Source organism: Streptomyces sp. NPDC107454 (genome assembly GCF_055582885.1).
This window is the reverse complement of the sequence record NZ_JBVJPA010000037.1, coordinates 1-24,822: the sequence shown is the minus strand read 5'-3', so window position 1 is coordinate 24,822 and position 24,822 is coordinate 1. Positions and strand designations below refer to the sequence as shown.

Annotated in this window: 17 protein-coding genes and 1 pseudogene; 7 read left to right on the top strand and 11 right to left on the bottom strand. The window is 68.7% G+C overall.

Annotated features, from left to right (window positions below; all coding sequences use genetic code 11):
- Positions 1-5: 5 nt before the first annotated feature.
- From ACZ69M_RS49710 to ACZ69M_RS49690, 5 genes are all read right to left on the bottom strand, one after another.
- The gene (locus ACZ69M_RS49710) at positions 6-1,070 is read right to left on the bottom strand and encodes a right-handed parallel beta-helix repeat-containing protein (RefSeq protein ID WP_470060313.1); all 1,065 of its coding nucleotides are present in this window, start codon (positions 1,068-1,070) and stop codon (positions 6-8) included.
- Positions 1,071-1,257: 187 nt separating this feature from the next.
- A complete protein-coding gene (locus ACZ69M_RS49705; protein ID WP_470060312.1) occupies positions 1,258-3,477 on the bottom strand; it encodes an NADP-dependent isocitrate dehydrogenase in 2,220 nt (739 codons plus the stop codon).
- Positions 3,478-3,777: 300 nt separating this feature from the next.
- Positions 3,778-4,863: a mechanosensitive ion channel family protein gene (locus ACZ69M_RS49700; RefSeq protein WP_470060311.1), complete on the bottom strand. Its 1,086-nt coding sequence runs from the start codon at positions 4,861-4,863 to the stop codon at positions 3,778-3,780.
- 306 nt (positions 4,864-5,169) lie between these two features.
- Positions 5,170-5,934, bottom strand: a complete 765-nt coding sequence (locus tag ACZ69M_RS49695) for a crotonase/enoyl-CoA hydratase family protein (RefSeq protein ID WP_470060310.1) — start codon at positions 5,932-5,934, stop codon at positions 5,170-5,172.
- Positions 5,935-6,028: 94 nt separating this feature from the next.
- Positions 6,029-7,012, bottom strand: a complete 984-nt coding sequence (locus ACZ69M_RS49690) for a lysylphosphatidylglycerol synthase transmembrane domain-containing protein (RefSeq protein WP_470060309.1) — start codon at positions 7,010-7,012, stop codon at positions 6,029-6,031.
- A 217-nt stretch (positions 7,013-7,229) separates the two neighbouring features.
- Here ACZ69M_RS49690 and ACZ69M_RS49685 point away from each other — a divergent pair, with 217 nt between their 5' ends.
- On the top strand, positions 7,230-9,149 hold the full coding sequence (locus tag ACZ69M_RS49685) for an ABC transporter ATP-binding protein (RefSeq protein WP_470060324.1): 1,920 nt from the start codon (positions 7,230-7,232) through the stop codon (positions 9,147-9,149).
- Positions 9,150-9,171: 22 nt separating this feature from the next.
- On the opposite strand, the gene ACZ69M_RS49680 is transcribed toward ACZ69M_RS49685, so the two are convergent.
- The gene (locus ACZ69M_RS49680; RefSeq protein WP_470060308.1) at positions 9,172-11,691 is read right to left on the bottom strand and encodes an MMPL family transporter; all 2,520 of its coding nucleotides are present in this window, start codon (positions 11,689-11,691) and stop codon (positions 9,172-9,174) included.
- A gap of 102 nt (positions 11,692-11,793) precedes the next feature.
- On the opposite strand from ACZ69M_RS49680, the gene ACZ69M_RS49675 reads away from it, so the two are divergent.
- Entirely contained in the window at positions 11,794-12,429 is a 636-nt protein-coding gene (locus tag ACZ69M_RS49675; RefSeq protein WP_470060307.1) for a TetR/AcrR family transcriptional regulator, read from the top strand.
- A 249-nt stretch (positions 12,430-12,678) separates the two neighbouring features.
- On the opposite strand, the pseudogene ACZ69M_RS49670 reads toward ACZ69M_RS49675, so the two are convergent.
- Together ACZ69M_RS49670 and ACZ69M_RS49665 are read right to left on the bottom strand one after the other, a co-directional pair.
- A pseudogene (locus tag ACZ69M_RS49670) lies at positions 12,679-12,891 on the bottom strand (ATP-binding protein); the annotation flags it as partial.
- On the bottom strand, positions 12,858-13,571 hold the full coding sequence (locus ACZ69M_RS49665; RefSeq protein ID WP_470060306.1) for a SpoIIE family protein phosphatase: 714 nt from the start codon (positions 13,569-13,571) through the stop codon (positions 12,858-12,860). The gene ACZ69M_RS49665 and the pseudogene ACZ69M_RS49670, both read right to left, overlap by 34 nt.
- Positions 13,572-13,844: 273 nt before the next feature.
- On the opposite strand from ACZ69M_RS49665, the gene ACZ69M_RS49660 reads away from it, so the two are divergent.
- On the top strand, positions 13,845-15,959 hold the full coding sequence (locus ACZ69M_RS49660) for an FUSC family protein (RefSeq protein ID WP_470060305.1): 2,115 nt from the start codon (positions 13,845-13,847) through the stop codon (positions 15,957-15,959).
- A 91-nt stretch (positions 15,960-16,050) separates the two neighbouring features.
- Here the strand turns inward: ACZ69M_RS49660 and ACZ69M_RS49655 are convergent, their stop codons facing one another.
- Positions 16,051-18,009, bottom strand: coding sequence for a glycoside hydrolase family 15 protein (locus ACZ69M_RS49655; protein ID WP_470060304.1), 1,959 nt, complete (start codon positions 18,007-18,009; stop codon positions 16,051-16,053).
- A 342-nt stretch (positions 18,010-18,351) separates the two neighbouring features.
- Between ACZ69M_RS49655 and ACZ69M_RS49650 the strand changes: the two genes are divergently transcribed.
- On the top strand, positions 18,352-18,651 hold the full coding sequence (locus tag ACZ69M_RS49650; RefSeq protein ID WP_470060303.1) for a tyrosine-type recombinase/integrase: 300 nt from the start codon (positions 18,352-18,354) through the stop codon (positions 18,649-18,651).
- 113 nt (positions 18,652-18,764) lie between these two features.
- Here ACZ69M_RS49650 and ACZ69M_RS49645 read toward each other — a convergent pair whose 3' ends face one another.
- Entirely contained in the window at positions 18,765-18,986 is a 222-nt protein-coding gene (locus ACZ69M_RS49645; RefSeq protein ID WP_470060302.1) for a hypothetical protein, read from the bottom strand.
- Between the two features lie 569 nt (positions 18,987-19,555).
- Between ACZ69M_RS49645 and ACZ69M_RS49640 the strand changes: the two genes are divergently transcribed.
- The 3 genes from ACZ69M_RS49640 (at position 19,556) to fumC (ending at position 23,739) form a co-directional block, all read left to right on the top strand.
- Entirely contained in the window at positions 19,556-20,419 is an 864-nt protein-coding gene (locus ACZ69M_RS49640) for an SDR family oxidoreductase (RefSeq protein WP_355317391.1), read from the top strand.
- A 229-nt stretch (positions 20,420-20,648) separates the two neighbouring features.
- Positions 20,649-22,292, top strand: coding sequence for an NAD-dependent malic enzyme (locus ACZ69M_RS49635; protein WP_470060301.1), 1,644 nt, complete (start codon positions 20,649-20,651; stop codon positions 22,290-22,292).
- Complete coding sequence (gene fumC, locus ACZ69M_RS49630; protein WP_470060300.1) at positions 22,282-23,739, top strand: class II fumarate hydratase; 1,458 nt, start codon at positions 22,282-22,284, stop codon at positions 23,737-23,739. The genes ACZ69M_RS49635 and fumC overlap by 11 nt, the downstream gene beginning before the upstream one ends.
- Before the next feature lie 499 nt (positions 23,740-24,238).
- Here fumC and ACZ69M_RS49625 read toward each other — a convergent pair whose 3' ends face one another.
- On the bottom strand, positions 24,239-24,625 hold the full coding sequence (locus ACZ69M_RS49625; RefSeq protein ID WP_470060299.1) for a VOC family protein: 387 nt from the start codon (positions 24,623-24,625) through the stop codon (positions 24,239-24,241).
- Positions 24,626-24,822 lie beyond the last annotated feature (197 nt).

The following is a 24,822-nucleotide window of genomic DNA, read 5'->3' as shown; positions in this document are numbered from 1 at the left end:
AGGGGTCAGCACAGTCCGGCGGGCTCGGAGTGTGCGCAGGTGTTGCCGTGGAAGGTGTTGCCCTTGCCCTTGACGCGGTCGCGGTTGGCGAGGTCGGCCTTGCCGTTGCGCTGCACGACGTTGTCGCGGATCTCGTTGCGCTCGTTGACGGCGCCCACGAAGCTCTTGTAGAGCACGATGCCGCCGGACAGCGGGGAGGTGCCCACGTTGTCCTCGACCCTGTTCTCCGCCACCAGTGTCTTCTCGGCGCCGGTGAGGACGATCCCGGAGCCCTGGAGGAAGGGCAGACGGGGGGTCTTGGGGCAGTACTTGTTGTTGGCGTGGACGTAGTTGCGGACCACGCTCAGTGCCCCGACGCGCGGCTTGTTCTCGTCGCCCACGACGAACACCGCGGCGCAGTTGCCGGTCGCCTCGTTGTGATCGACGGTCAGGTTCCGCAGCCGCCGGACCGTGATGCCGATCCGGTTGCCGGCCAGACGGTTGTGACTGACGACCGTCCCCAGGGTGTCCCGGGCGCCCTCCTCGGTGCTGACCGTGTTGGACAGGAACAGTCCGGCGTCACCGTTGTTCTGGGCGAGGTTGTTGCGGAACACCCCGCGGACGGAGCGCTCCTGGGCGATGCCCCACTGGCCGTTCTTCTCGGCGACCACTCCCTGGACCGTCAGCCGGTCGGTGCCCGACGCCCACAGGCCGTGCTTTTTGAAGCCTCTGAGGGTCAGTGACCTGACGGTGACGCCCTTGACGCGCTTGCTGTCCGTTCCGGTGACACAGATGCCGTTGCCGGCCTTGGCGCAGCTGTCGGCGGAGGCCTTGCCCGGCACGATGACGGTGGAACGGGCACCGGAGCCGCGCAGCGTCAGGTTGGCCACCGTGACGCTGACGCTCTCGTGGTAGGTGCCGGGGGAGAGGACGACGGTGTCGCCGGGGTGTGCGGAATTCACGGCCTTCTGGATCGACTCGCCGGGGTGGACCCGGTGCACCGAACGGTGGTCGGCGGACGGGGCGGCACCGAGCACCGACGCCGTGACGGCCGCGGTGCAGGCGAGGTAGGCCATTTGTCGTTTCGTCATAGGCCGAAGCTAAAAGCGGGTGTTCCGGCCCGCCACCGCTGATCACCCAGGTGGACCGCCGATGTCACCTGCCTGCGCGCGTAAGGGTGAGCCGTCGGAGGCAGTGGCGTCGGCGGACACGCGACCGCCCCGGCCGGAGAACCCGGCCGGGGCGGTGCGGTGGTGACGCGTGGGCGCCGACGGTGTGTCAGGCGAGGGTCGCGAGCGTCGCGTTCCAGGTGGCGGAGGGGCGCATGACGGTCGCGGCCTTGGCCGGGTCGGGCTGGTAGTAGCCGCCGATGTCGGCGGGCTTGCCCTGGACCGCGAGCAGTTCGTCGACGATCGTGCGCTCCTGCGCGGTCAGCGTCTCGGCGAGCGGGGCGAACGCCTTGGCGAGGTCCGCGTCGTCGGTCTGCTTGGCCAACTCCTGAGCCCAGTAGAGGCCCAGGTAGAAGTGGCTGCCGCGGTTGTCGATGCCGCCGACGCGACGGGTCGGCGACTTGTCCTCGTTGAGGAAGGTCGCCGTCGCGCGGTCGAGGGTGTCGGCGAGCACCTGGGCGCGCGCGTTGCCCGTGCTCTGCGCGAGGTGCTCGAAGCTGGCCGCGAGGGCGAAGAACTCGCCCAGGCTGTCCCAGCGCAGGTAGTTCTCCTTGACCAGCTGCTGGACGTGCTTCGGGGCGGAGCCGCCGGCACCCGTCTCGAAGAGGCCGCCGCCCGCCATCAGCGGAACCACCGAGAGCATCTTGGCGCTGGTGCCCAGCTCCAGGATCGGGAACAGGTCGGTCAGGTAGTCACGCAGGACGTTGCCGGTGACCGAGATGGTGTTCAGGCCCTTGCGGATGCGCTCCAGCGAGAACTTCGTCGCCTCGACCGGGGACAGGATCTTGATCTCCAGGCCCTCGGTGTCGTGCTCCGGCAGGTACGCGTTGACCTTCTCGATCAGCTGCGTGTCGTGGGCGCGGGTCTCGTCCAGCCAGAACACCGCCGGGTCGCCGGTGGCGCGGGCGCGGGTGACGGCCAGCTTCACCCAGTCCTTGATCGGGTCGTCCTTGGTCTGGCAGGCGCGGAAGATGTCGCCCGCGCCGACGGCCTGCTCCAGGACCACGTTGCCGGCCTGGTCGACGAGGCGGACCGTGCCGGTGGTGGGGATCTCGAAGGTCTTGTCGTGGCTGCCGTACTCCTCGGCCTTCTGGGCCATCAGACCGACGTTCGGCACCGAGCCCATGGTGGACGGGTCGAAGGCGCCGTGGGCGCGGCAGTCGTCGATGACGACCTGGTAGACGCCGGAGTAGCTGCTGTCCGGGAGGACGGCGAGGGTGTCGGCCTCCAGGCCGTCCGGGCCCCACATGTGGCCGGAGGTGCGGATCATCGCCGGCATGGAGGCGTCGACGATCACGTCGGAGGGGACGTGCAGGTTGGTGATGCCCTTGTCCGAGTCGACCATCGCGAGGGCCGGGCCCTCGGCGAGCTCGGCGTCGAAGGACGCCTTGATCTCGGCGCCCTCGGGCAGCGCCTCCAGGCCCTTGAAGATGCCGCCCAGACCGTCGTTCGGGGTCAGACCGGCGGTGGCGAACGTCTCGCCGTACTTCGCGAACGTCTTGGGGAAGAAGGCGCGCACGACGTGGCCGAAGACGATCGGGTCGGAGACCTTCATCATCGTGGCCTTGAGGTGCACGGAGAACAGCACGTCCTCCGCCTTGGCACGGGCGATCTGCGCCGTGAGGAACTCGCGCAGCGGCGCGACGTGCATGACGGACGCGTCGACGACCTCGCCCGCGAGGACGGGTACGGACTCGCGCAGCACGGTGGTGGAGCCGTCGTCGCCCGCCAGCTCGATGCGCAGCGAGCCCGCCTCGGAGATCACCGTGGACTTCTCGGTGGAGCGGAAGTCGTCGGCACCCATGGTGGCGACGTTGGTCTTGGACTCGGGGGTCCAGGCGCCCATGCGGTGCGGGTGGGTCTTGGCGTAGTTCTTGACCGACGCGGGGGCGCGGCGGTCGGAGTTGCCCTCGCGCAGGACCGGGTTCACGGCGGAGCCCTTGACCTTGTCGTAACGGGCGCGGATGTCGCGCTCCTCGTCCGACTTCGGGTCGTCCGGGTACGCCGGGAGGGCGTAGCCCTGCTCCTGGAGCTCGGCGATCGCGGCCTTCAGCTGCGGGATCGAGGCCGAGACGTTCGGCAGCTTGATGATGTTGGCCTCGGGCGTCTTGGCCAGGTCACCGAGCTCGGCGAGGGCGTCGGGAACGCGCTGACCCTCCTCGAGGAACTCGGGGAAGAGCGCGAGGATGCGCCCGGCCAGCGAGATGTCACGGGTCTCCACAGTGACACCCGCCTGCGAGGCGTACGCCTGGACCACCGGCAGGAACGAATACGTCGCCAGGGCCGGGGCCTCGTCAGTGTGCGTGTAAATGATGGTCGAGTCAGTCACCGGGTGCTCCGCTCCACGTCTGCAACATTGCTCGACATCAAGATATCTCGTGAGCGACCCCGACTCGACAGGGGTCCGCCCGCCATCGCCGTGAACAAGCGGTGGCGCGCCGCAGGCGCCCGCCCTCGACGCCCTCCCAGGCCCCCACGGGCCGCGCCGGCCGACGCCACCGCGACCCGCGCATGGCCGAAAAGTTGCGGGTCACCCCGGCGCGCCCACTGCCGGAGCACGCCCGGGCGGCTGTCCGTGTCCAGCGCGCCACCGAGTGTCACCATGGGCGGGGCTTGCCCTCGGCCGGTTCTACCTTCCCGACCTGGCCTCGCGCTGGTGCGGTATGCCCGCCTCCAGCAGCTCGGCCCCGCCCGGCTGCAGTGCCACCGTGCGCGTGGGCGCCGGAATCCGGATGCCCTCGTCCCGGTACCGCTTGTGCAGGCGCTTGATGAACTCGTGCTTGATCCGGTACTGGTCGCTGAACTCCCCGACGCCGAGGATGACGCTGAAGCTGATGCGGGAGTCGCCGAAGGTGTGGAAGCGGACGGCGGGCTCGTGGTCCGGGACGGCGCCGGTGATCTCGGTCATCGTCTCGGTGACGACCTCGGTGGTCACGCGCTCGACGTGCTCCAGGTCGCTGTCGTAGCCGACGCCGACCTGGACGATGAGGGTCATCTGCTGCTCGGGGCGGTTGAAGTTGGTCATATTGGTGCCCGCGAGCTGGCCGTTGGGGATGATGACCAGGTTGTTGGAGAGCTGACGGACCGTCGTGTTGCGCCAGTTGATGTCGACGACGTAGCCCTCCTCGCCGCTGCTGAGCCGTATGTAGTCGCCGGGCTGGACGGTCTTCGAGGCGAGGATGTGGACGCCCGCGAAGAGGTTGGCGAGGGTGTCCTGAAGGGCGAGGGCCACCGCGAGACCGCCCACGCCCAGGGCCGTGAGCAGCGGGGCTATGGAGATGCCCAGCGTCTGCAGCATGACGAGGAAGCCCATCGCCAGCACCACGACCCGGGTGATGTTGACGAAGATGGTGGCCGAACCCGCGACACCCGAGCGGGACTGGGCCAGCGACCGGACGAGACCGGTGATGACCCGGGCCGCGGTCAGGGTCGCGACGAAGATGAGGACGACAGTCAGGACCTTGTTGACGTTGCGTCCGACCGGAGCTGTCAGCGGAAGCACCGCGCCCGCCGCCGAGACACCCGCGGCGATCGCCCCCCAGGGGACGAGCGTACGCAGCGCGTCGACGATGAAGTCGTCACCGCTCCACCTGGTGCGCGAGGCGTGCTTGCCGAGCCAGCGCAGCAGTATGCGCAGCAGGAACGCGGCCAGCAGACCCGCCACCACGGGAATCCCGGCCATCATCAGGTCGTCCAGTGTGAGGGAGTGTTTCACCGGCCGCCTCCCGTGTGACGGAGGGGAAGGCCCGCGGGCCGGATGTGCTGTGTCGTCACTTGCCACCTGCTCGAATCCGGGAATGCACGATCACGCCCGGACGTGTGTGCGTAGTCCGGGGCGATCTCTCATCCTGCCGTACTCGCGGGTACGTCCGTTACCGGGCCCACACGCTTCCGGCACGCCTGCCGACATCCCTGCCGACCACACCTGTCGGCCCGTCACCAGGGTCTCGGCCGGGGCCGATCCGGTCGAGACCGACCCGATCGAGCCGAGGAACCGCGATAGGGCACAGGCCCCGGCCCACTACCTCGCCGTGAACGAGCCGTGCCGCCCGGCGCCCGACGCGAAGCGCGCGGCACCCTCCATGCCCTCGGCCAACACGTCCATGCCGTAACGGAGTTCGACGCGCATGGCCGCCTCCTCGACCAGGCCCTCCTGGTCGAGGACCGACGCGCGGTCGCTGCGCAGGCAGGACTGGGGGAAGTCGGCGATGGCCGCGGCGAGTTCCTCGGCCTCGGCCCGGGCGCGGCCGGTCGGGACGAGCCGGTTGGCGAGGCCCATCTCGTACGCCTCCGCGGCCGGGACCGCGCGGCCGGTGAGGATCATGTCCATCGCACGGCTTGCGCCGATGAGACGGGGGAGCCGTACCGTGCCGCCATCGATGAGCGGAACGCCCCAACGGCGGCAGAAGACGCCGAAGACGGCGTCCTGCTCGGCGACCCGCAGATCGCACCAGAGCGCCAGTTCCAGGCCGCCCGCCACGGCATGCCCCGCGACCGCCGCGACGACCGGCTTGGACAGCCGCAGCCGGGTGGGGCCCATCGGCCCGTCACCGTCCTCCGCGACCCTGTTGCCGTACTCGGTGCCGATCGCCTTGAGGTCCGCGCCGGCGCAGAACGTGCCGCCCTCGCCCCAGAGCACCGCCACCCGGGCCGTCTCGTCCGCCTCGAACTCCCGGAAGGCGTCGGCGAGTTCGGCGGCGGTCGGCCCGTCCACGGCATTGCGGGCGGCGGGGCGGGAGAGGACGACCGTGGTGACGTACCCCTGGCGTTCGATCCGGACCGACATCGTGCTGTCCCCTTCTCCCGGCCATGTACGCCTTCTGCTGAGCGGCGTACGGGGAGGTTACTCCGGAGCTTCCTGTGGCGCGGATCCGTGGCGCTCAGATCACCTTGAGACGGACCAGCGCCCCCAGCGTCAGCGCCCCGGGCAGCAGCGGCACCCACACCGTGATGATCCGGTACGCCAGCACGACCGCCGTCACCACGGCCACCGGGCCGCCCGCCGCCACCAGCGCGACGATCAGCGCCGCCTCCACCGAACCGATGCCGCCCGGCGTGGGCACCATCGCGACGGCCGCCGTCGCCGCCAGATACGCGAGAGCCATGTGCAGCGGCGGCACCGCCAGGTTCATCGCCTCACCGACCGCGGTCAGCCCGGCGGCCTGCAGCAGCGGGAAGGCGAGCGATCCGCCCCACAGGGCGAGCGCGCGTGCCGGACGGGTGTGCACGGAGCGGGCCTCGCCGAGCGCGGTGCGCAGGAACGACAGCACGGCCCCGCGCAGCCGTCGTACGAGAAGAAGCGTCGCCACCGCGGCCAGGAGGAGCACTCCCGCGGCGAGCAGCAAGGGGCCGATGGCGCCTGAGGGGAGGAGGGATCCGATGTGCAGGGCTCCCGGGAACGCGATGAGCAGGCCCACCAGGAGGGTCAGCCGGGCGATCGACTCCGCGAGCATGTAGAGCGCGAGCGCGGCGGAGGAGCGGGCGAGCGGGACGCCGCACACGGTCATGAAGCGCAGATTGACCGCGCCGGCGCCGAGACCGGTCGGCAGCAGGTGGTTGGCCGCGCCCGCGGCGAACTGGGTGGCGAGCAGCCGACGCGCGGGCAGCCGCTGCATGACCGCGCCCTGCCGGGCGGAGGCCGCGGCGACCCAGGTCAGGCAGGTCGCGACGGCGGCCGCCAGCAGCCACGGCCACTCGGCCGAGCGCAGATGGCCGAAGCCCTCCATGAGGACGGACCGATGCCGCACCGCGACCACCAGGACGAGGGCGAGCGGGATCACGCACAGGACCGACCTGAGCGGGAAGCGTCGGGATCCTTGGGAGAATCCCCGGGGAAGCTTCTGGGGAAGTCGAACCGCTGTCACATCGGGAGAGGTTCTCCACGCCGCGCCAACGGGGGGTTGCGGGCGCGCGTCCGGCGGCTGACGTGCCGGGCAAGGTGCGGGAGGGGTCGTCGCCGTCGTGGGTGCCGTCATGGATTCCTTACTGTGTTCTTCACCGTGTCTTCGTTCTTCACTGTGTTTTCGTCCGGGAATTGTTGACCTCAACGATGCTTGAGGTCCTACGGTCACTCCCATGAGCATGGAGACCACAGCCTGGACCCAGCTGCACAGCGTCATGAACGCGCAGCAGGAACGCCGCCCCTTCGCCCCCGCGACCCTGCGCCGCATCGCCGCCTTCGCCCGTCCGCACCGCCGCCGCATCGGCCAGTTCGTGGTCCTCAGCGTGCTGACCGCGCTGCTGGCCGTCGCGACGCCGGTGCTCGCGGGGCGCGTCGTCGACGCCATCGTGTCCGGCGGCGACGAAGCCACCGTCATCCGCCTTGCCGTGCTCATCGCACTCATCGCGCTCGCCGAGGCGGCGCTCGGGCTCCTCGGCCGCTGGCTGTCGGCGACGCTCGGTGAGGGGCTCATCCTCGATCTGCGGACGGCTGTGTTCGATCATGTGCAGCGCATGCCGGTCGCGTTCTTCACACGTACCCGTACGGGCGCGCTGGTCAGTCGACTCAACAACGACGTGATCGGCGCCCAACGCGCCTTCAGCAACACGCTGTCCGGAGTCGTCAGCAATCTCGTCACGCTGCTGCTCACCCTCGCCGTCATGCTCACCCTGTCCTGGCAGATCACGCTGCTCGCGCTGGTGCTGCTGCCGGTCTTCGTGGTGCCCGCACGGCGGACGGGCAGCCGGATGGCACGCCTGCAACGGGAGGCGGCGAACCTGAACGCATCGATGGGCACCCGGATGACCGAGCGGTTCTCCGCGCCCGGCGCCACGCTCATCAAGCTCTTCGGGCGGCCCGAGGACGAGTCCGCGGAGTTCGCGGCGCGGGCCCGGCGGGTGCGGGACATCGGGGTGCGTACGGCGATGGCGCAGTCGGCGTTCATCACGGCCCTCACGCTGGTCTCCGCCCTGGCCCTGGCACTCGTGTACGGGCTCGGCGGCTGGTTCGCGCTGCGCGGCAGCCTGGAGCCGGGCGCCGTCGTCTCACTGGCGCTGCTGCTGACCCGCCTGTACGCGCCGCTCACCTCGCTCGCCGGGGCGCGGGTCGAGGTCATGAGCGCCCTGGTGAGCTTCGAGCGCGTCTTCGAGGTGCTCGACCTCAAGCCGCTCATCGAGGAGAAGCCGGACGCCCGTACGGTCCCGGAAGGCCCGGCGGCCGTGGAGTTCCAGGACGTCCGCTTCGGCTACCCCTCTGCCGACAAGGTTTCCCTCGCCTCCCTGGAGGAGGTCGCCGCCCTCGACACCCGGGGCGGCGCCGAGGTCCTGCACGGCGTGTCCTTCCGCGCCGAACCCGGCCAGACCGTCGCCCTCGTCGGCTCCTCCGGTGCAGGCAAGTCGACCATCGCCCAATTGCTGCCGCGCCTGTACGACACCGACGAGGGCACCGTCCGCATCGGCGGCGTCGACGTCCGCGACCTGAGCGCCGAGGCGATGCGCGAGACCCTCGGCATGGTCACCCAGGACGGTCACCTCTTCCACGACTCGGTACGCGCCAACCTGCTCCTGGCCCGACCCTCGGCGACTGAGGACGACCTGTGGGACGTACTGCGCAGGTCCCGCCTCGAAGACCTCGTGCGCTCCCTGCCCGACGGCCTCGACACCGTGGTCGGCGAGCGCGGCTACCGTCTCTCCGGCGGGGAGCGCCAGCGCATGACCATCGCCCGGCTGCTGCTCGCCCGCCAGCGTGTCGTCATCCTCGACGAGGCCACCGCCCATCTGGACAACACCTCGGAGGCGGCTGTCCAGGAGGCGCTCACCGAAGCGCTGGAAGGGCGCACGGCCGTGGTGATCGCGCACCGGCTGTCCACCGTGCGGACCGCCGACGTGATCCTCGTCGTGGAGGCCGGACACATCGTGGAGCGGGGCACGCACGAGGAGTTGCTCACGGCGGAGGGCCGGTACGCGGAGCTGTACCGGACCCAGTTCAAGAAGGACCGGGAAGTCGGCAAGGACCGGGACGGCGTGGCGGACGTCGCTGTCGCGGCGGAGGCGATCCCGTAGGACCGTCGGCAGTCAGGTGTCGTCAGTCGGCCGTCGACGGGGTGAGGGGTACGGATTCCGCTGCGGCGTGGGCGGGGCCGAGCCGGCCGCCCTCGATGTCGAGGTCGGGAAGGTGCCGCTCCAGCCACTTCGGCAGCCACCAGGCCGCGTGCCGGGTCAGCGCCAGGACGGCCGGGACGAAGGTCATCCGGATGACGAACGCGTCGAGCAGGACGCCGGCGGCGAGTGCGAAGGCGATCTGTTTCAGCATCGTGCTGTCGGAGGTGAGGAAGGCGGCGAAGACCGAGGTCATGATCAGGGCCGCGGCCGTCACGACCCGCCCGCTGTGCCGCGCGCCGCTGTGCACCGCGGCCGGCGGATTCCCGGTGCGGAGGTAGAACTCACGCATCCTCGAGACGAGGAACACCTCGTAGTCCATCGCGAGGCCGAACAGCACGGCCAGCAGGATGATCGGCAGGAAGCTGCTGACCGGTCCGGTGGTGTCCACACCGATCAGGCTGCCGAGGTGGCCCAGCTGGAAGACGCCGACCGCCGCGCCGAGGGTCGCCGCGATCGAGAGGAGAAAGCCCGCCGCGGCCTTCAGGGGCACCACCAGTGAGCGGAAGACCAGGAGCAGCAGGAGCAGCGACAGCCCGATCACGACGGCGGCGAAGGGGATCAGCGCCGAGTTGAGCTTCGCGGCGACGTCGACGCTCACGGCGGTGCTGCCGGTGACCTGGATGGTGGCGCCGGTGTCCCGCAGGATCGCGGCCCGGTCGTCGCGGATGGAGGTGACCAGTGTCTTGGTCGCCCGGTCGCTGGGCGCGCTGTCCGGTATCACCTGGATGAGCGCGGTGTGGGTGGCCGGGTTGGCCACGGGTTTGCCGACGGTGGCCACGTCGGGCAGTGCGCCGATGGTGGCGGCGACCCGCTGGGCGGCCGTGCTGGGGTCGGAGCTGTGGCTGGTGTCGGCCAGCACGAGGAGCGGGCCGTTGAAACCGGGGCCGAGCTTCTCGCCGACCCTGTCGAAGGCGATGCGCTGAGAGGAGGAGCTGGGCGCGGTGCCGTTGTCGGGCAGCGCGAGGCGCATGTCGTGGGCGGGCCAGGCCAGCGCGCCGAGTGCGGCCACGACCGCGACCAGGGTCAGCAGCGGGCGGCGGGTGACCAGCCGGAACCAGCGCTCGGCGGCGTTGGCGGCCGTGCCCGCGAGGTGTTCGTCGGTAGGGCCTGCGGTGTGTTCGCTGATACGGCCCGCGGTGTGTTCGCTGGTACGGCCCGAGACGTGCTCGCCGGTACGGCTCATGACGTGCTCGTTGGCAAGGCTCGCGGTGTGTTCGCTGGTACGGCCCGAGACGTGCTCGTCGGTACGGCTCACGACGTGCTCGTTGGTAAGGCTCGCGGTGATCTCCCCGGTACCGCCGGCGACGTTGTCGTCGGTACCGCTCGGAACGCTGTCCCCGGTAGCGCTCGCGAGGTTGTCGCCGATGGCGCCCACGGCGCCCTCGCCCGCACCGCCGACGGCCTGCTCGCGGCGCATCGCGCGGGAGCCCGGCCCGGGCGTCAGACGGGTGCCGGCGAAGCCGAGGATCGCGGGCAACAGTGTGGTCGCGACGAGTACGGCGATCAGCACCGCGCCGGCGGCGGCCAGCCCCATGGCCGTCAGATAGGGGATGCCGACCACGGTGAGGCCGGTCATCGCGATGACCACGGTCAGCCCGGCGAACACCACGGCGCTGCCCGCCGTGCCCACCGCCAGCGCGGCCGACTCCTCCGGCTCCATGCCGTGGGCGAGGTGGAACCGGTGTCGGCTGACGATGAACAGGGCGTAGTCGATGCCGACCGCAAGCCCGATCATCAGGGCCAGACTCTGCGCGGTCGAGGAGATCGAGACGGCCCCGGTGAGCGACAGCGCACCGAAGATGGCCGTGGCGACACCGAAAAGCGCGGTGACGACGGGGATTCCGGCGGTCAGCAGGGAGCCGAAGGTCAGAGTGAGGATGACCAGGGCGACGCCGACGCCGATGATGTCGCTGCGGTGGGAATCCGACGGGGCGTTGCCGAACGCGGAGCCGCCGACGTCGACCCGCATGCCCTGCTGGTTCGCTCCGGCCACGGCGGATTTCAGCTCGTCCAGCGCGTTCGGCTGCAACGCGCTCTGCGGGACCTCGTAGCGCACCTGCGCGACGGCGGTGGTGCCGTCGGCGGAGACGGTGTGAGCGTCGAACGGGCTCACCACCGCGGCGACTTGGGGCGCGGACCCGGCCGCGTCCAGCGCGGCCCGGATACGGGCGCTGTCGGCCGGGTCGGTCACCTTCTGGCCGTCCGCCGCGGTGAACACGATCTGCGCGCTCGTGCCGGAGAAGGTGGGGAAGTCGGTCTTCATCCGGTCCAGGGCCCGTTGGGACTCGGAGCCGGGGATCGAGAAGGTGTTGTCGAGCTTGCCGGTGCCACCGAAGGCCGTCATGCAGACCACGGCGGCCGCGACCAGCGCCAACCACAGGGCCAGCATGCGTCGTCGGCGGCGGAAGGCGAGGCGCCCGAGGCGGTGAAGGAAGGCGGGCATGGCGCTCCATGGTGAGAAAGCGGTCCCCAGAAACTGGCAGTCCTGCCACAATAACAAAGTGGCAGGACTGCCAAGTTTTCGCGGGGCTGGGATACTCGGTGCGTGGAGAGCGCGACAGAACCGGGACGCAGGGAACAGAACAAGCGGCGCACGCATGAGGCGCTGATCCACGCGGCGGCGCGGCTGTTCCAGGAAAACGGCTACGAGGCGACGACCGTGCGGGACATCGCCGCCGCCGCGGGCGTCGGGGAGCGGACCTTCTTCCGCTACTTCCCCTCCAAGGAGAGCCTGATCCTGCAGCACGTCCGGGACTTCATCCCGCTGCTGGAGGAGGCGATCCGGGCCCGCCCGCAGGGTGAAACCCCCCTCGCGGCCCTGCGCAACGCCGTCCTGGAACTCGCCGGTCGCGACGACTGGGCCGCCGGGATCCTCCTCGCCGGACCGCAGCCCCTGTCGACCGCTCCGTCAGGGCGCGGCGAACGCTTCCTCCTGTTCGACCTGGAGGAAGCCGTCGCATCGGCGTTCCTGGACCGCATGACGGTGGACGGTGCCGACCCGGCCGCGCCGGAAAGCGTGCTGCGGGCGTCCGTTCTGGCCCGCGCGGGAGTGGGCGTGCTGCGCGCACTGCGACTCACCTACGCCCGCCTGCCGGAGGCGGCGCGCGACGAGATCGGCGTCCTCGACTTCGCCCACGCGGCCTTTGCGACGCTGACGGATGCGCAGGGGCGCACCTCGTAGGGCGCGCATGCCATTGACGAGCGGAGAGTGGTGAGCGGTCACGCGGTCCGGCTGAAATGGCCTGCCCGTTGAGCGTGTGATGACGCTGGTCGGCCGTGCCCCGGCCGTAGTTGCCGGTCCCCGGGACGGGCGTGCCACCGTCCGCGTCCTTGTGCGGGAAGGCGCATGAGGGACATCAGCCTCTCTGGGGGAGATGTGCCTCATGCTCAGCCGATGGGGATCGCGCGCGGGCGATCACGCGCACCGAGGTCAGCGAGCTGCTCCGTCGAGCGTTTGCTCGGCCCAGATGGTCCTGGCGTCGGGCGAATGGCGGGCTCCCCACGTCTGCGCCAACTGCGCGGCGATGAACAGTCCGCGCCCCCCTTCGTCGGTGGTGCGGGCATGCCGGAGGTGGGGCGCCGTGGCGGTCGAGTCACTCACTTCGCACGTCAGCGCGCGATCCACAATGAGGCGCAACTCCAGTCGCCGCCTGGGACCCGGTCGGCAGGAAAGGGGCGCGTGCGGGCCGGCAAGAACACCGAGCCGTTGCCCCCGACGTTGGCCTGGAGGGCACAGAGGATGCCGTCGCACATCTCCTGCGGCGTGAGACTCGCCAGTGCCGGCCCTGCTGGAAAGATGCTCGTGGCGGTCGTCAGTCGTGCGGCCAGCGAAGGGGGACCAGGGAAGGCCATGACGCTGCCGTGCGGTATCTGGACGCCGGCTGCGGCGAAGGGCGCCTGACCGGTGCTGCCCATGCGGGGTCCGGGTGGCGTCTCGGGCTGGTCGACGGTGCCGTCGGGCTGGGCGATGACCGGCCCTGGGTGGCCGGCCCGCGCGATGGTGCGGGTCCTCGTCAGAGGGTCGTAGACGGCGTAGACGCAACTGATGTGGTGCGGTAAAGACTTACCAGTCCGATCACCACGTCCCGGAGCGTGAGAGGAACGACGAGGAGGCTGTGCGATCGGGACTCCCGGTCGGTCACGTCCACGACCGTGATGCAGGCGCCCGGCACCGTGCCGTCCGGGGCCAGTAGGCGCAATGCAGCGAACTCGTAGAGGCGTTCCTGGCCATGGTGGGCAGGGGGCCGGGCCGCAGGATCCGCCCGCGCACCGACACACCGCTCGCCATGACCTCGCGCACGAGAGCCTCGGCCGCCGCCGCATCGACCACGTGGTGCGATGACTGGTTCGCGGAATTCGGAGGCCGGAAGAACGAGACCGGTCACGGCATGACCGCGGAAGGGCCAAGCAGCCATCCGGCCAGGCCGGCACACGGTCGGCATCAGGCGTGTCCGGTGAGCCCGACCACCTCCTGCGCGGGGGCACCACCGACCTGACGGCCTTCCTGCGGCGCCGTCCAGGCGCAGCGGGTGGCAGCCACGCCGAGGCTGGCAGAGGATGAGAGCGCTGCTCCCGCGCCGCTAAGGAGGCCCGGACATGCGCTGGTGGTCGTCTCTGATCACGATCGGCCGGGACGGGCTGCGCATTCAGCGGGCGTTCGCCGCCCCGTCGGCGATCGCACGGGCCGTACTGGCCGTGCTGCTCGCCACGCTCCTCGGCCTGCTGCTGGACGACCCGGTGGCCGGGGCCATGGCCAGCGTCGGTGCGTTCATCTGCGGCATCGGTACGATGCTGAGCCCGCTGCGACACCCTGTGGTGAACGCGCTCGGGATGGCCGCGGCCTTCAGCGCCATGGCGGTGCTGGGGGCACTGGTGCATGGCACCACCTGGCTGTTCCTGCTGCTGCTCGCGGTCGCGGCGTTCGCCGCCGGGCTGTGGCGGACGCTGGGCGTCGCGCCCGGCATCCGGGGTTGTCTCGCGGCCATCGGACTGATGATCACGGCTGATCTCGCTCCCGACGTACATGGCGGCCTGGTGACGGCCGGCTGGATCGCGGTCGGGACCGGACTCGTCGTGGTGGTGCAACTGATCCCGCCATACGGTCCGCGGTTCGCCGCCCAGCGCCGTGCCCTTGCAGCCCTGTACCAGTCGCTCGCCGAGGCTTCGGTCGCGGCCGACTCCGCCGCCCTGGGCAGGTCCGCTCCGTTCACGGCGGCCCGGCAGGCTCTGGACGTGCTGCCGCAGTTCAGCCGGCCGACAGCGGCGGCCATGTTCGGACTGCTGGGAGAGGCCGAGCGCATTCGCCGGGCGCTGCACACCGTGCAGCTGACGGTACCCGCGGCGGCAGCGGCCGGGAACCAGGAGGCACTGGCCGCCGCGCAGGTGCTGGGCCATATCTCCCGTACGGTGGCCTCGGGCCGCGAGCACCGCACCCCCGACGAAGTCCGCACCCTCCTCGAGACGTGGGCGGCCGCCTCACCCGTGCGCGGCCGCCGCGACCTCGCCGCGCGGGTGCGGAACGCCGAGCAGCTGGCCCGGCGCTCGACCGACGACCTCCTCGGCGATGTACTGGAACCCCACGCCGAGGTGCCTGGCCTGTACTCGGGCACCCCCTCCGTGGCACGCACCGCCCGGCGGATCCGGGCGCAATTGCGTCCCGAGTCGCCGATCTTCCGCCACGCGGTGCGGCTCGCGGTGGGTGTCGTGGTCGCCGAGATCATCGGCCGGTCGATCGGCGGGTGGGGTGGGCTGGGCATCTCCGCGCACGGCTTCTGGGTGGCCCTGACCACCATGCTGGTTCTCTTCCCCGAGTACGGACACACCCTCGTCCGCGGCTGGGGACGGGCGGCCGGGGCCGTTCTGGGAGGCCTCTTCGCCTGGGTACTGTCCCTGCCGCCCTGGTCGCCCGTCGGCCTCGCGGTCGTGGCGGTGGTGCTGGCCGCTGCCTCGTTCGTGACCCTGCGGACCGGGCAGCTGATGCTCAACCTGTGGCTGACCACCTGGATCGTCTTCCTGATCCACGACGTCGGCGGGCTGCCCGGGCCCACGGCGTGGGCGCGCGCCGCCGACACGGTGGTCGGCGCCGCGCTCGCCGTGCTCATCTTCCTGGTCTGGCCGACCTGGTCCACCCGGCGGGTGCCGGGCCTGCTCGCGGAGTGGCTGCGGGTGCAGGACCGGCTGCTGCCCGAACTGCTGACCGGCTACGCCGACGTAGGGGCGACCGACCCGGCAGCCGTCGACGCACTACGGGCGCGGTCACGGCAGGTCAGGGAGAACCTGGAGGCCGCGGTGGAGCAGTCGTACGCCGAGCCGGCCGAGCACCGCGGCCCCTGGTCGACTGTGCAGCTGGAGCAGATCAGGACTCAGGTGTCCACGGTCGCCGGATGTGCCACCCTGCTGGGCGAACACCTCCCGCGTACCCCGCGGGACACCGTGCCGGAGCTGACCGAACTGGTCGATCCGCTGCACGAACACCTCACCGCCCTGGCCCGCGCCGCCGCCGGAGCCGAGACCGTGGCCCCGGGGGCCTTGCGGTCGGTCCTCGACTCCTTCACCGCCCGCTCCGGCCTGCCGACCGCGACCTCCGACGGCTCCGGCGCCACCACGACCGGCCGCGCCGTCGCCCTGAGCACCGCAACCGTCGACGCCGTGGAGGCCCTGACCACGACCATCGCCTCCCGCGACCGCCCCCGTCGCCACGCGGCAGCCTGAAACTCCGCAGAGATCCGCGGAGAGCAGTCACCTCTCGAGTGACGCGCGACGCGCCGGTCGCGCAACAGCGCCTTTGTGCGTGATGGTGCGCTCACCTGCGGATGACGTGGTCCGAGGGATATGGGGTGGTCGGCGTGACAGGTGGACCTCCGGCCCCTGCTGCCATCGGTTGCGCGTAGAAATATGGAACCGGAACCGGAGAGGTGGGAGGGAAGCCCGGCCTGGCGGCGTCGAGGTGGGCATCGAGGCTCAGTGCGGCGGTGACGAGGGCGAGGTGGGTCAATGCCTGGGGGAAGTTGCCGAGTTGCTCGCCGGTCAGCCCGATCTCCTCGGAGTACAGACCGAGATGGTTGGCGTAGGTGAGCATCTTCTCGAAGACGAGTCGCCCTTCACGCAGACGGCCGGCGCGAGCGAGGGCTTCGACGTACCAGAAAGTACAGGCCGAGAAGGTGCCTTCGGAACCGAGCAGTCCGTCGGGGGAGGCAGCGGGGTCGTACCGGTATACGAGGCCGTCGGACACGAGATCTTTCTTGATCGCGTCCAGGGTCGAGAGCCACCGCGGATCCTGCGGGGGGATGAAACCTACCGCGGGCATCCGCAAAAGGGCGGAGTCCAGGACGTTGCTGCCCAAGTACTGCGTGAACGCGGCACGCCCCGGACTCCACCCTCGCCGCAGGATCTGCCAGTAGATGGCGTCGCGTTCCTTGGTCCAGCGCTGCACCTCTGCGGGGCGGCCGTTCTGGGCGGCCATGCGGATGGCCCGGTCCAGCGCGATCCAGCTCATGAGCCGTCCATAGGTGAAGTCCTTGTCACCGCCCCGTGTTTCCCAAATCCCGGCTTCGGGACGGTCCCAGTTCTCGCACACCCAGTCCACCGTGTTGATCAGTGCCTGCCAGATGCGCCAGGTTGTCGGTAGCCCCTGCTGGTCGGCGAAATGGAGGCACTCCAGCGCCGATCCGTAGATGTCGAGCTGCAACTGGTCAGCGGCACCGTTGCCGACCCGCACCGGAGCGGAGCACCGGTAGCCCTTCCAGTGCCCCAGGGTCTGCTCCGTCAGGTCGGAGGAGCCGTCGACGCGATACATGATTTTCAGAGGGTGCTCGCCGGAACCTGCGTGTTCCTGAACGCGGTCGCCCAGCCACTCGGTGAACGCCATGGCTTCCTCGGTGAATCCCAGCCCGAGCAGCGCGTGCAGGGACAAGGAGGCGTCGCGTACCCACGCGTAGCGGTAGTCCCAGTTGCGCTCGCCGCCGACCTGTTCCGGCAGGCTGGTGGTCGGAGCCGCAACCATGGCCCCGGACGGGGCGTATGTCATGAGTTTGAGCGTCATGGCGGAGCGGTTGACCATCTCCCGCCACCGTCCGGTGTAGCGTGAACGGGCCAGCCAGGTGTGCCAGAAGGCGATGGTGTCCTCCAGGAGCCGCTCGCATTCCCCAGGCGGAACGATGCGTGGCGGACCGTCAGCGAACGTTTCCAGCACGAGGCCGCTGGTCATGCCGGCTCGCAGTCTTATGGACATGCATACGTCACCGGCGCGAATCCTCCGGTCGCCCGCGCACTCGTCGCCGGGTGTGTCCACCACATGTACGGTCACGGCCGTATCCCGGCTGGCAAAATGCCAGCCGCCCCTGCACGAGGTGACCTCGTGTGGTTGCTGCGCGTAGTCGAACCGAGGGGCGATCTCGATGTCGAACGAGATCTCGCCGCGAGTGCACCGCAGCATGCGGACCAGCCGGTGATTGCTTGTCGGATTGCGTGGTGAAGCAGGCGGCATGAAATCCACGACCGATCCGACGCCTTGCTTGGTCATGAATCTGGTGAGCAGCGCACAGGTGTCCGGGTAGTAGAGCTGCTTCGTCGCATACGTCGGCGCTTGGGGAGCGATCTTCCAGTGACCGCCGTTCTCACCGTCGAGCAGTGCTCCGAAGATGCTCGGCGAGTCGAATCGCGGGCTGCAGAACCAGTCGATCGTTCCCTCGGTGGAGACCAGCGCGGCCGTCTGCAGGTCACCGATGAGTCCGTGGTCTTCGATCAGCGGATGCTCGTTCATGGGGTCTCTTCCCGTCTCGCCTGACACCAGCGGTGACGCCGCTGCTACCGGCCGTGCCGCTCGCGGACACACCATGCGCCCCCATCTCCAGACTGCCCGGCATGTCCTGGGTTCGCATTACTCCTGAAAGCGGACGTCAAACCCGTCCTGCGCGGCCCCCGCGACCTTCCCGTGGTGATCGACGGCCGCAGCGGCGGGTCGCTTCGTGGACGCGTCGCTCACGGCGTACAGCGCCTCCAGTTCCCCCGAGAGCGCCACGTCGGCCGAAAGCGTCTTCGGCGAGTCGATGTCCGCCGCAGGGCCGGTGTCACGTAACGGGAGACGGCCCAGGTGCAGAAGTAGTTGAAGACGGTCACGGAATACGCGAAGAAGTGGCGCCCCCAGCAGCGCAGGATGACCGAAGTGGACAGGATGGGGATGTACGGCTTCCGGCACCACTGCGCCTCCAGCGCGCTGGGCAGTGGCATCCCGATCACCGACGTGACCGAGTGGATGGGGCACAAGTCGATCGAGGAGACGTACCGCACCTACCGGCACCTGATGCCGGGGAGCATCACCAAGGCGGCGCGCGTTTTGGACGCCGGCCTGTGGGACGCGGCCTCGGCCCGGTCTGCTCGGCCATCACGCGCAACGGCAGGCTAGGTACGTGTCGCTGGTCCTGACAGCGGGCTGGGCCCGGCCGCCACCGTGGCTGCGAACGTCGGCGGCGGCTGCAACTACCGCGAGACCATCTCCCGTTGGTTCCGCTCGGTCTTCTACCTCCAGCCCGGCCCGGACCTGATGACTGGCACTCCGACTCGGGGCACAGACTCCGCGCCGCGGTGGAACGCACGGGCTGAGTCCGCATCGAACGCGAGGTCCTCCATGGGGCCGCACGGGTAGTAGACCGCGTCGTAGTCTTCGAGGTCCACGTCCTTGAGAGAGATGGGGTGGCGGAGCTCCTCGGCTGCCTCGATGACCGCCGTCTCCTTGAGCATGTACCTCGGCGGGGTGACCGGGCTGCCAGAGATTCGGTTCGCTTCATTCTGGCGCTCATGAATGGCGCGGAAAATGAATGAGTGCCGCTCGTATGCAACGTTGAGATGGCGACGTCTCTGGGATCGCATATCGAGGTGAGGCCTCTGCGGCGCTCCTGAAGGAGCTGCTGTGGCTGTTACCGGCGCTCATTGCGATGGTTGGTTGTGCACCGATTTCCCGCCGACGTGTCATACCGGGATTTTGTTTTGAATTAGTAGATGCAGAATTTCGGCGCTTGATTCAATTCCTGACAGTTCGACCGCTCTGAGTTGCTAGTAGTCGCTTCCAGGCGCATCCTGATGGCAGGGCGGGGGGGATGGATTCGTCGGGCATTTTCAGATCGAGGTCCACACTGCGTGTAGCGGGTGGCTTCGAGGTTCGCTCGCAGTCACCATACGTGTAATCAGCTCTTGCTCGGAGCCGCTGTGGGGGAGCGGCCTTGGAAGACAGCTCCGAGGTGCTCCTGCATCGGTCCCCTGCAAGGCCGTTGATGGCTGTGGGACCAGGAAGTTGAGAGGGAGCGTTCGAGATGGCGAATGCAGCACTGAAGAAGGTCCTCGTCACGGGAGCGGGCACCGGCTTCGGGTTCGAAGCCGCCATGCGCCTTGCAAAGAAGGGCTTCGACGTGATCGCCGGGGTGGAGATCTACGCCCAGGTGCAGACGCTGAAATGGCAGGCGGCTGAGCGTGGGGTCACGCTTCGGGTCGAGAAGCTCGACGTGACGAACGACGGAGACCGTCGCAAGGCCTTCGACTGGGGTGTGGAGATCCTGGTGAACAACGCCGGTGTCGGTGAGGGGGGCTCCACGGTCGACATTCCCGAGGCGAATATTCGGCACCAGTTCGAGGTCAACGTCACAGGGCCGCTCGTCCTCACTCAGGGAATCGTCAAGCAGATGATCAAGCGCGGGGCCGGCCGCGTCGTTTGGGTGTCCTCGCGGGAGGGCTTGAACGTCAACCCGTTCACTGGCATCTACTCCGCCTCGAAGCACGCGATTGAGGCTATCGCCGAGACCATGGCCTACGAGTTGCAGGAGCACAACATCGAAGTCGCCACGGTCAACCCGGGACCCTTCCTGACAGGCTTCAACGACCGAATGTTCCAGACCTGGGAAAGCTGGGAGGACGACGCGTCGCAGCGGCTCTTCGACTATTCGAAGCTCGCCTTCCCCCGCTCGCAGTTCGACCCTGAAGCGGTCTTCGCCACGCTGACGGCCGTCGCCGCCGGAGAGGTCGACAGCTACCGCAACCTGGAGCCCAAGTCGATGCTTGAGGAGACCAAGCACCTCCAGGAGGTTCCGTGGGAGCGCAAGGTCACGGACGGCCTCGGGACCCGCCATCCGGCCATCCAGCACTCCTACGAGATGCAGCCTGAGACTCCCGTCGCCGTGTGACGCCTCCCGGGTGACAACGAGCGGCAACGCCGCATGGGATGCGCCGCGCGCAGAGTTCGAGTTCAAAGCGCCCACGTGCGGCCAGGGAAGGCCGTGAACGTAGCGGCATGGTTCGGCGAGAGTCGACGTGAGCCCAGAGACAGGCTCACGGACCAGCGCGGCCACGCTCGCGCATGAGCGCCCAGCGCTCACAACAGCTGGAGGTACAACAATGCCTGTCAGGCCAACTGTGCTGCAGGATCGCTATCGCAACCGCGGCACAGCTTTCACGCTGGAGGAGCGGGCGAAGCTCGGGATCACCGGGCGGTTGCCGGCAATGGTCGAGACCCTCGACGAGCAGGCTGACCGAGCCTATGCGCAACTAAAGCAGCAGCCATCCAACCTGCAGGAGTACATATATCTCAACGAGGTTCACGACCGTAATCAGGTGCTGTACTTCAAGCTGCTCGCCGACCACCTCCAGGAGTTGCTCCCTGTTGTCTACGACCCCACGGTCGGCGACGCAATTGAGAAGTGGTCCGTCGACTACCGCGACTCGCGAGCGGTCTACTTGTCGATCGACCGTCCCGAGGACGTGAAGACCTCGTTCGAGTCGCTGGGCCTCGGCGCCGATGACGTCGACCTGATCGTCGTATCCGACGCCCAGGAGATTCTGGGCATCGGAGACTGGGGTGTCAACGGGACTGACATATCCATCGGGAAACTCGCCGTCTACACCGCCGCGGCCGGCATCGACCCAAACCGTGTCATCGCCGTGAACCTTGACGTGGGGACAGACAACGAGCGGCTCCTCAACAATCCGTCATACCTGGGCAATCGGCATGCACGGGTCAGCGGAAAGCAGTACGACGACTTCATCTCTCTCTACCTCAAGACCGCGTCCGAACTGTTCCCAGGCGCGCTTTTGCACTTCGAGGACTTCGGGCCGTCACACGCCCGGCGGATCCTGGTGGAGAACGCCGACAAATACCGGATCTTCAACGACGACATGCAGGGCACCGGTGCCATTGTCATGGCTTCAGTGTTCTCGGCCCTGAAGGTGACCCGGGGACGCTGGTCCGAGCAACGGCTTGTCGTCTTCGGCGCAGGAACCGCCGGCACCGGCATGGCCGACCAGATCCACGCAGCCATGCTGCGTGACGGTGCAACTCCCGACGAGGCGAAGAAGAACATCTGGCTCGTCGACCTTCACGGCCTGGTCACCGATGACATGCGGGACCTGCCCGACTACCAGCAGATCTATGCGCGGCCGAAGTCCGAGGTGAGCGAATGGTCGGACGGTGAGATCGATCTGCTCACCACCATCAAGCACGTCAAGCCCACGATTCTCATCGGCACCTCCACCGCACACAACGCGTTCACCGAGGATGTCGTGCGCACGCTCGCCGAGGGCGTCGAGCGCCCGATCCTCCTGCCGCTGTCGAACCCGACGAGTCGTATCGAGGTCATGCCGTCGGATGCGGTGCCCTGGTCCGACGGCAGAGCCTTGATGGCGGTCGGTATCCCGGTCGAGCCGGTTCAGTACAACGGGGTCTCTTACGAGATCGGGCAGGCCAACAACGCCCTGCTCTACCCGGGGCTCGGCCTCGGCACGATCGTCTCGGGCGCCCGGCACGTAACGGACAACATGCTGCTGGCGGCCGCCGAGGCGGTGGCAAGCCAGGTCGATGTGTCGCAGCCTGGAGCATCGCTCCTGCCACCGGTCGCGGATCTGCGGGCGTCGTCCGCGACGGTCGCGGTCGCCGTGGCGCGTGCTGCGGCAGAGGATGGTGTCGCAACCAAGTCCCACGACAATCTCATTCAGGCGGTCCAAGACTCGATGTGGCAGCCGACCTACCCCGCGAACGACCTGGAGGCCGGCAATGAGCGATAGCCAGTCGCCCCCCAGGATGACGGACACGCCGATCGGGATCCAGGCCGGTGGACGCCGGCAGGAATTCGACAGCATGGGCACCGTCGAGGTGCCGGCAGACCGGTACTGGGGGGCGCAGACGCAACGCTCGCTCCTCCACTTCTCCATCGGCGACGACCGGATGCCGAAGGAGGTCTACCACGCCTATGGCTATGTGAAGAAGGCGGCAGCGCTCGTGAACGCTGCCGCCGGACGGCTGCCCGAGTGGAAGGAACAGGCCATCGTACGGGCGGCCGAGGAGACCATCGCGGGGGAGCTCGACGAGCACTTTCCGCTGTTCGTCTGGCAGACGGGGTCGGGCACCCAGAGCAACATGAACGTCAACGAGGTCATTTCCAACCGTGCGTCACAGCTACTCGGCGGGACGCTCGGGACACAGATGCCGATCGCCCCGAACGACGACGTCAACATGGGGCAGTCCAGCAATGACAGCTTCCCGACCGCGATGCACATTGCCTCCGTGCAAGAGATCGACGAGCATCTCTTGCCTCAGGGCCGGGAGCTCGCCGCGTCCATCGAGGCAAAAGCCAAGGAATGGGCCGAGGTCGTCAAGATCGGCCGCACGCACCTTGAGGACGCCGTACCACTTACGGTCGGACAGGAGTGGTCCGGCTATGCGGCGCAACTGCGCGCCTGCATCCAGGAAATCGAGCACAGCCGCCACGGTCTGCTGGAACTTGCCCTGGGCGGAACCGCCGTTGGTACGGGGCTCAACGCGCCAACAGGCTTCAGCCGGGACGTCGCGAACAAGATCGCCGAATTGACCGGCAAGCCCTTTGTCACGGCCGAGAACAAGTTCATGGCGCAGGGGTCCCTGGACCCGATGGTGCGGGCGCACGGAGCACTACGCGGACTGGGCATCGCCTTGATGAAGATCGCCAACGACATGCGTTGGCTGGCCTCGGGGCCGCGCACAGGATTCGCCGAGCTGCTGCTTCCGCAGAATGAACCCGGCTCCTCGATCATGCCCGGAAAAGTCAATCCGACCCAGTGCGAAGCCATCGTCATGATCGCGATTCAAGTGCTCGGCAACGACTCGGCAGTTGCCTTCGCCGGGAGTCAGGGCAACTTCGAGTTGAATGCTATGCGCCCGGTCATCATTAATAATTTCCTTCACTCCGCCCGCATCCTCGCGGACGGCATGGAGAAGTTCCGGACATTCTCCGTCAGCGGCACGGAGATCAACAGGGAGAGGATTGCCCAGTACCTGGACGAGAGCCTGATGCTGGTCACAGCGCTCAGCCCCGTCATCGGGTATCAGAACGCCGCACATATCGCCGAGTCCGCGCTGGCCAATGACCAGACACTCAAAGAGGCCGCCCTGACAAGCGGGCACGTCGACGAGAAGACCTTCGACTCCCTAGTCGATCCGCTTTCCATGGTCGGCCACGGCGTTTCGGGAGCCTGACGCAAATCGCTGGTTGCTCGCGCTCGCGGGCCGCGGCGGCCCGGCCTGCGGCCGTCAGTAAGTGCGGATGCTGACGCGGGGAAGCCTGGGTGGGAGGAGCCCGGCCAGGATCCGCTGACAGATGACGCCGGACTGCCCGACATCACGGTCCGCAGCGCCTGGCGGAGCGTGAGCAGGTCCCTCGTCTCCTGCTGGGCACCGACGGGGTCGCCCGAGCGCAGGACCCGGCCCCCGCAGGAGGGTGTGCCGCTACGCGAAGTCCGCCGACTCGTGCGCCCACCGCCGGGCGCGAACCGGCCCGCGGCCACGGTGAACTCGTGGGAGACCGTCGTCAGACCAGACGGCGGGGCATCATGACCTGCGGGCAACGGGACTCCTCGGCGGTCAGCGGTCGTGGCGGACCACCTGACCAACGCGCTCGTTCTCCCGGACAGAAGCCGATCCAGGGCCGCCAGGGGCTGGTTCCGCCGATCCCCATGCGGACTTTCCTGCGGACTCATCAGTCCTTGCCACTCCCGTACGGTCTGGTCAAAATCTCCAGGACGTGTCCGTTCGGGTCGTCGAAGTACACGCCTCGACCGCCGTCGTTGTGGTTGATCTCGCCGGAGTGCTGGTGGAACGGGTCTGCCCAGAAGGCTATGCCCGCCTCGCGAACACGGGCGAAGATTGTGTCGAAGTCGCCCTCGGAGACGAGGAACGCGTAGTGCTGTGAAGTGATCGAACCGCTCGTGTCCGCGTAGTCCAGCGTGACGCCGTTCGGTATCGGCACAGGGATGAACGGACCATACTGCGGCGCCACCTCCAAACCCAGCAGATCTGCGAGGAACCGTGCTGACGCCTTCTTGTCATGGGCGGCGACGATCGTGTGGTTGAGTTCGACTGCCATCGGCCGGCCTCCTCGTCTTGGCTGCCAGAACCACTTTCGACGCTAACAGGTGCCCGCGTCGGCGCCATCGGTCTCTGGTCCTGTCCTGCTCCGACCTGCGACCTAAGGCGTGTCCCGCAATGATCACGGAGCCGAGTACAGAGCTGTCTGATGGAGTGGTGACGTGCTCAGTCGGTGGCTTGTGGGGTGTCCAGTGA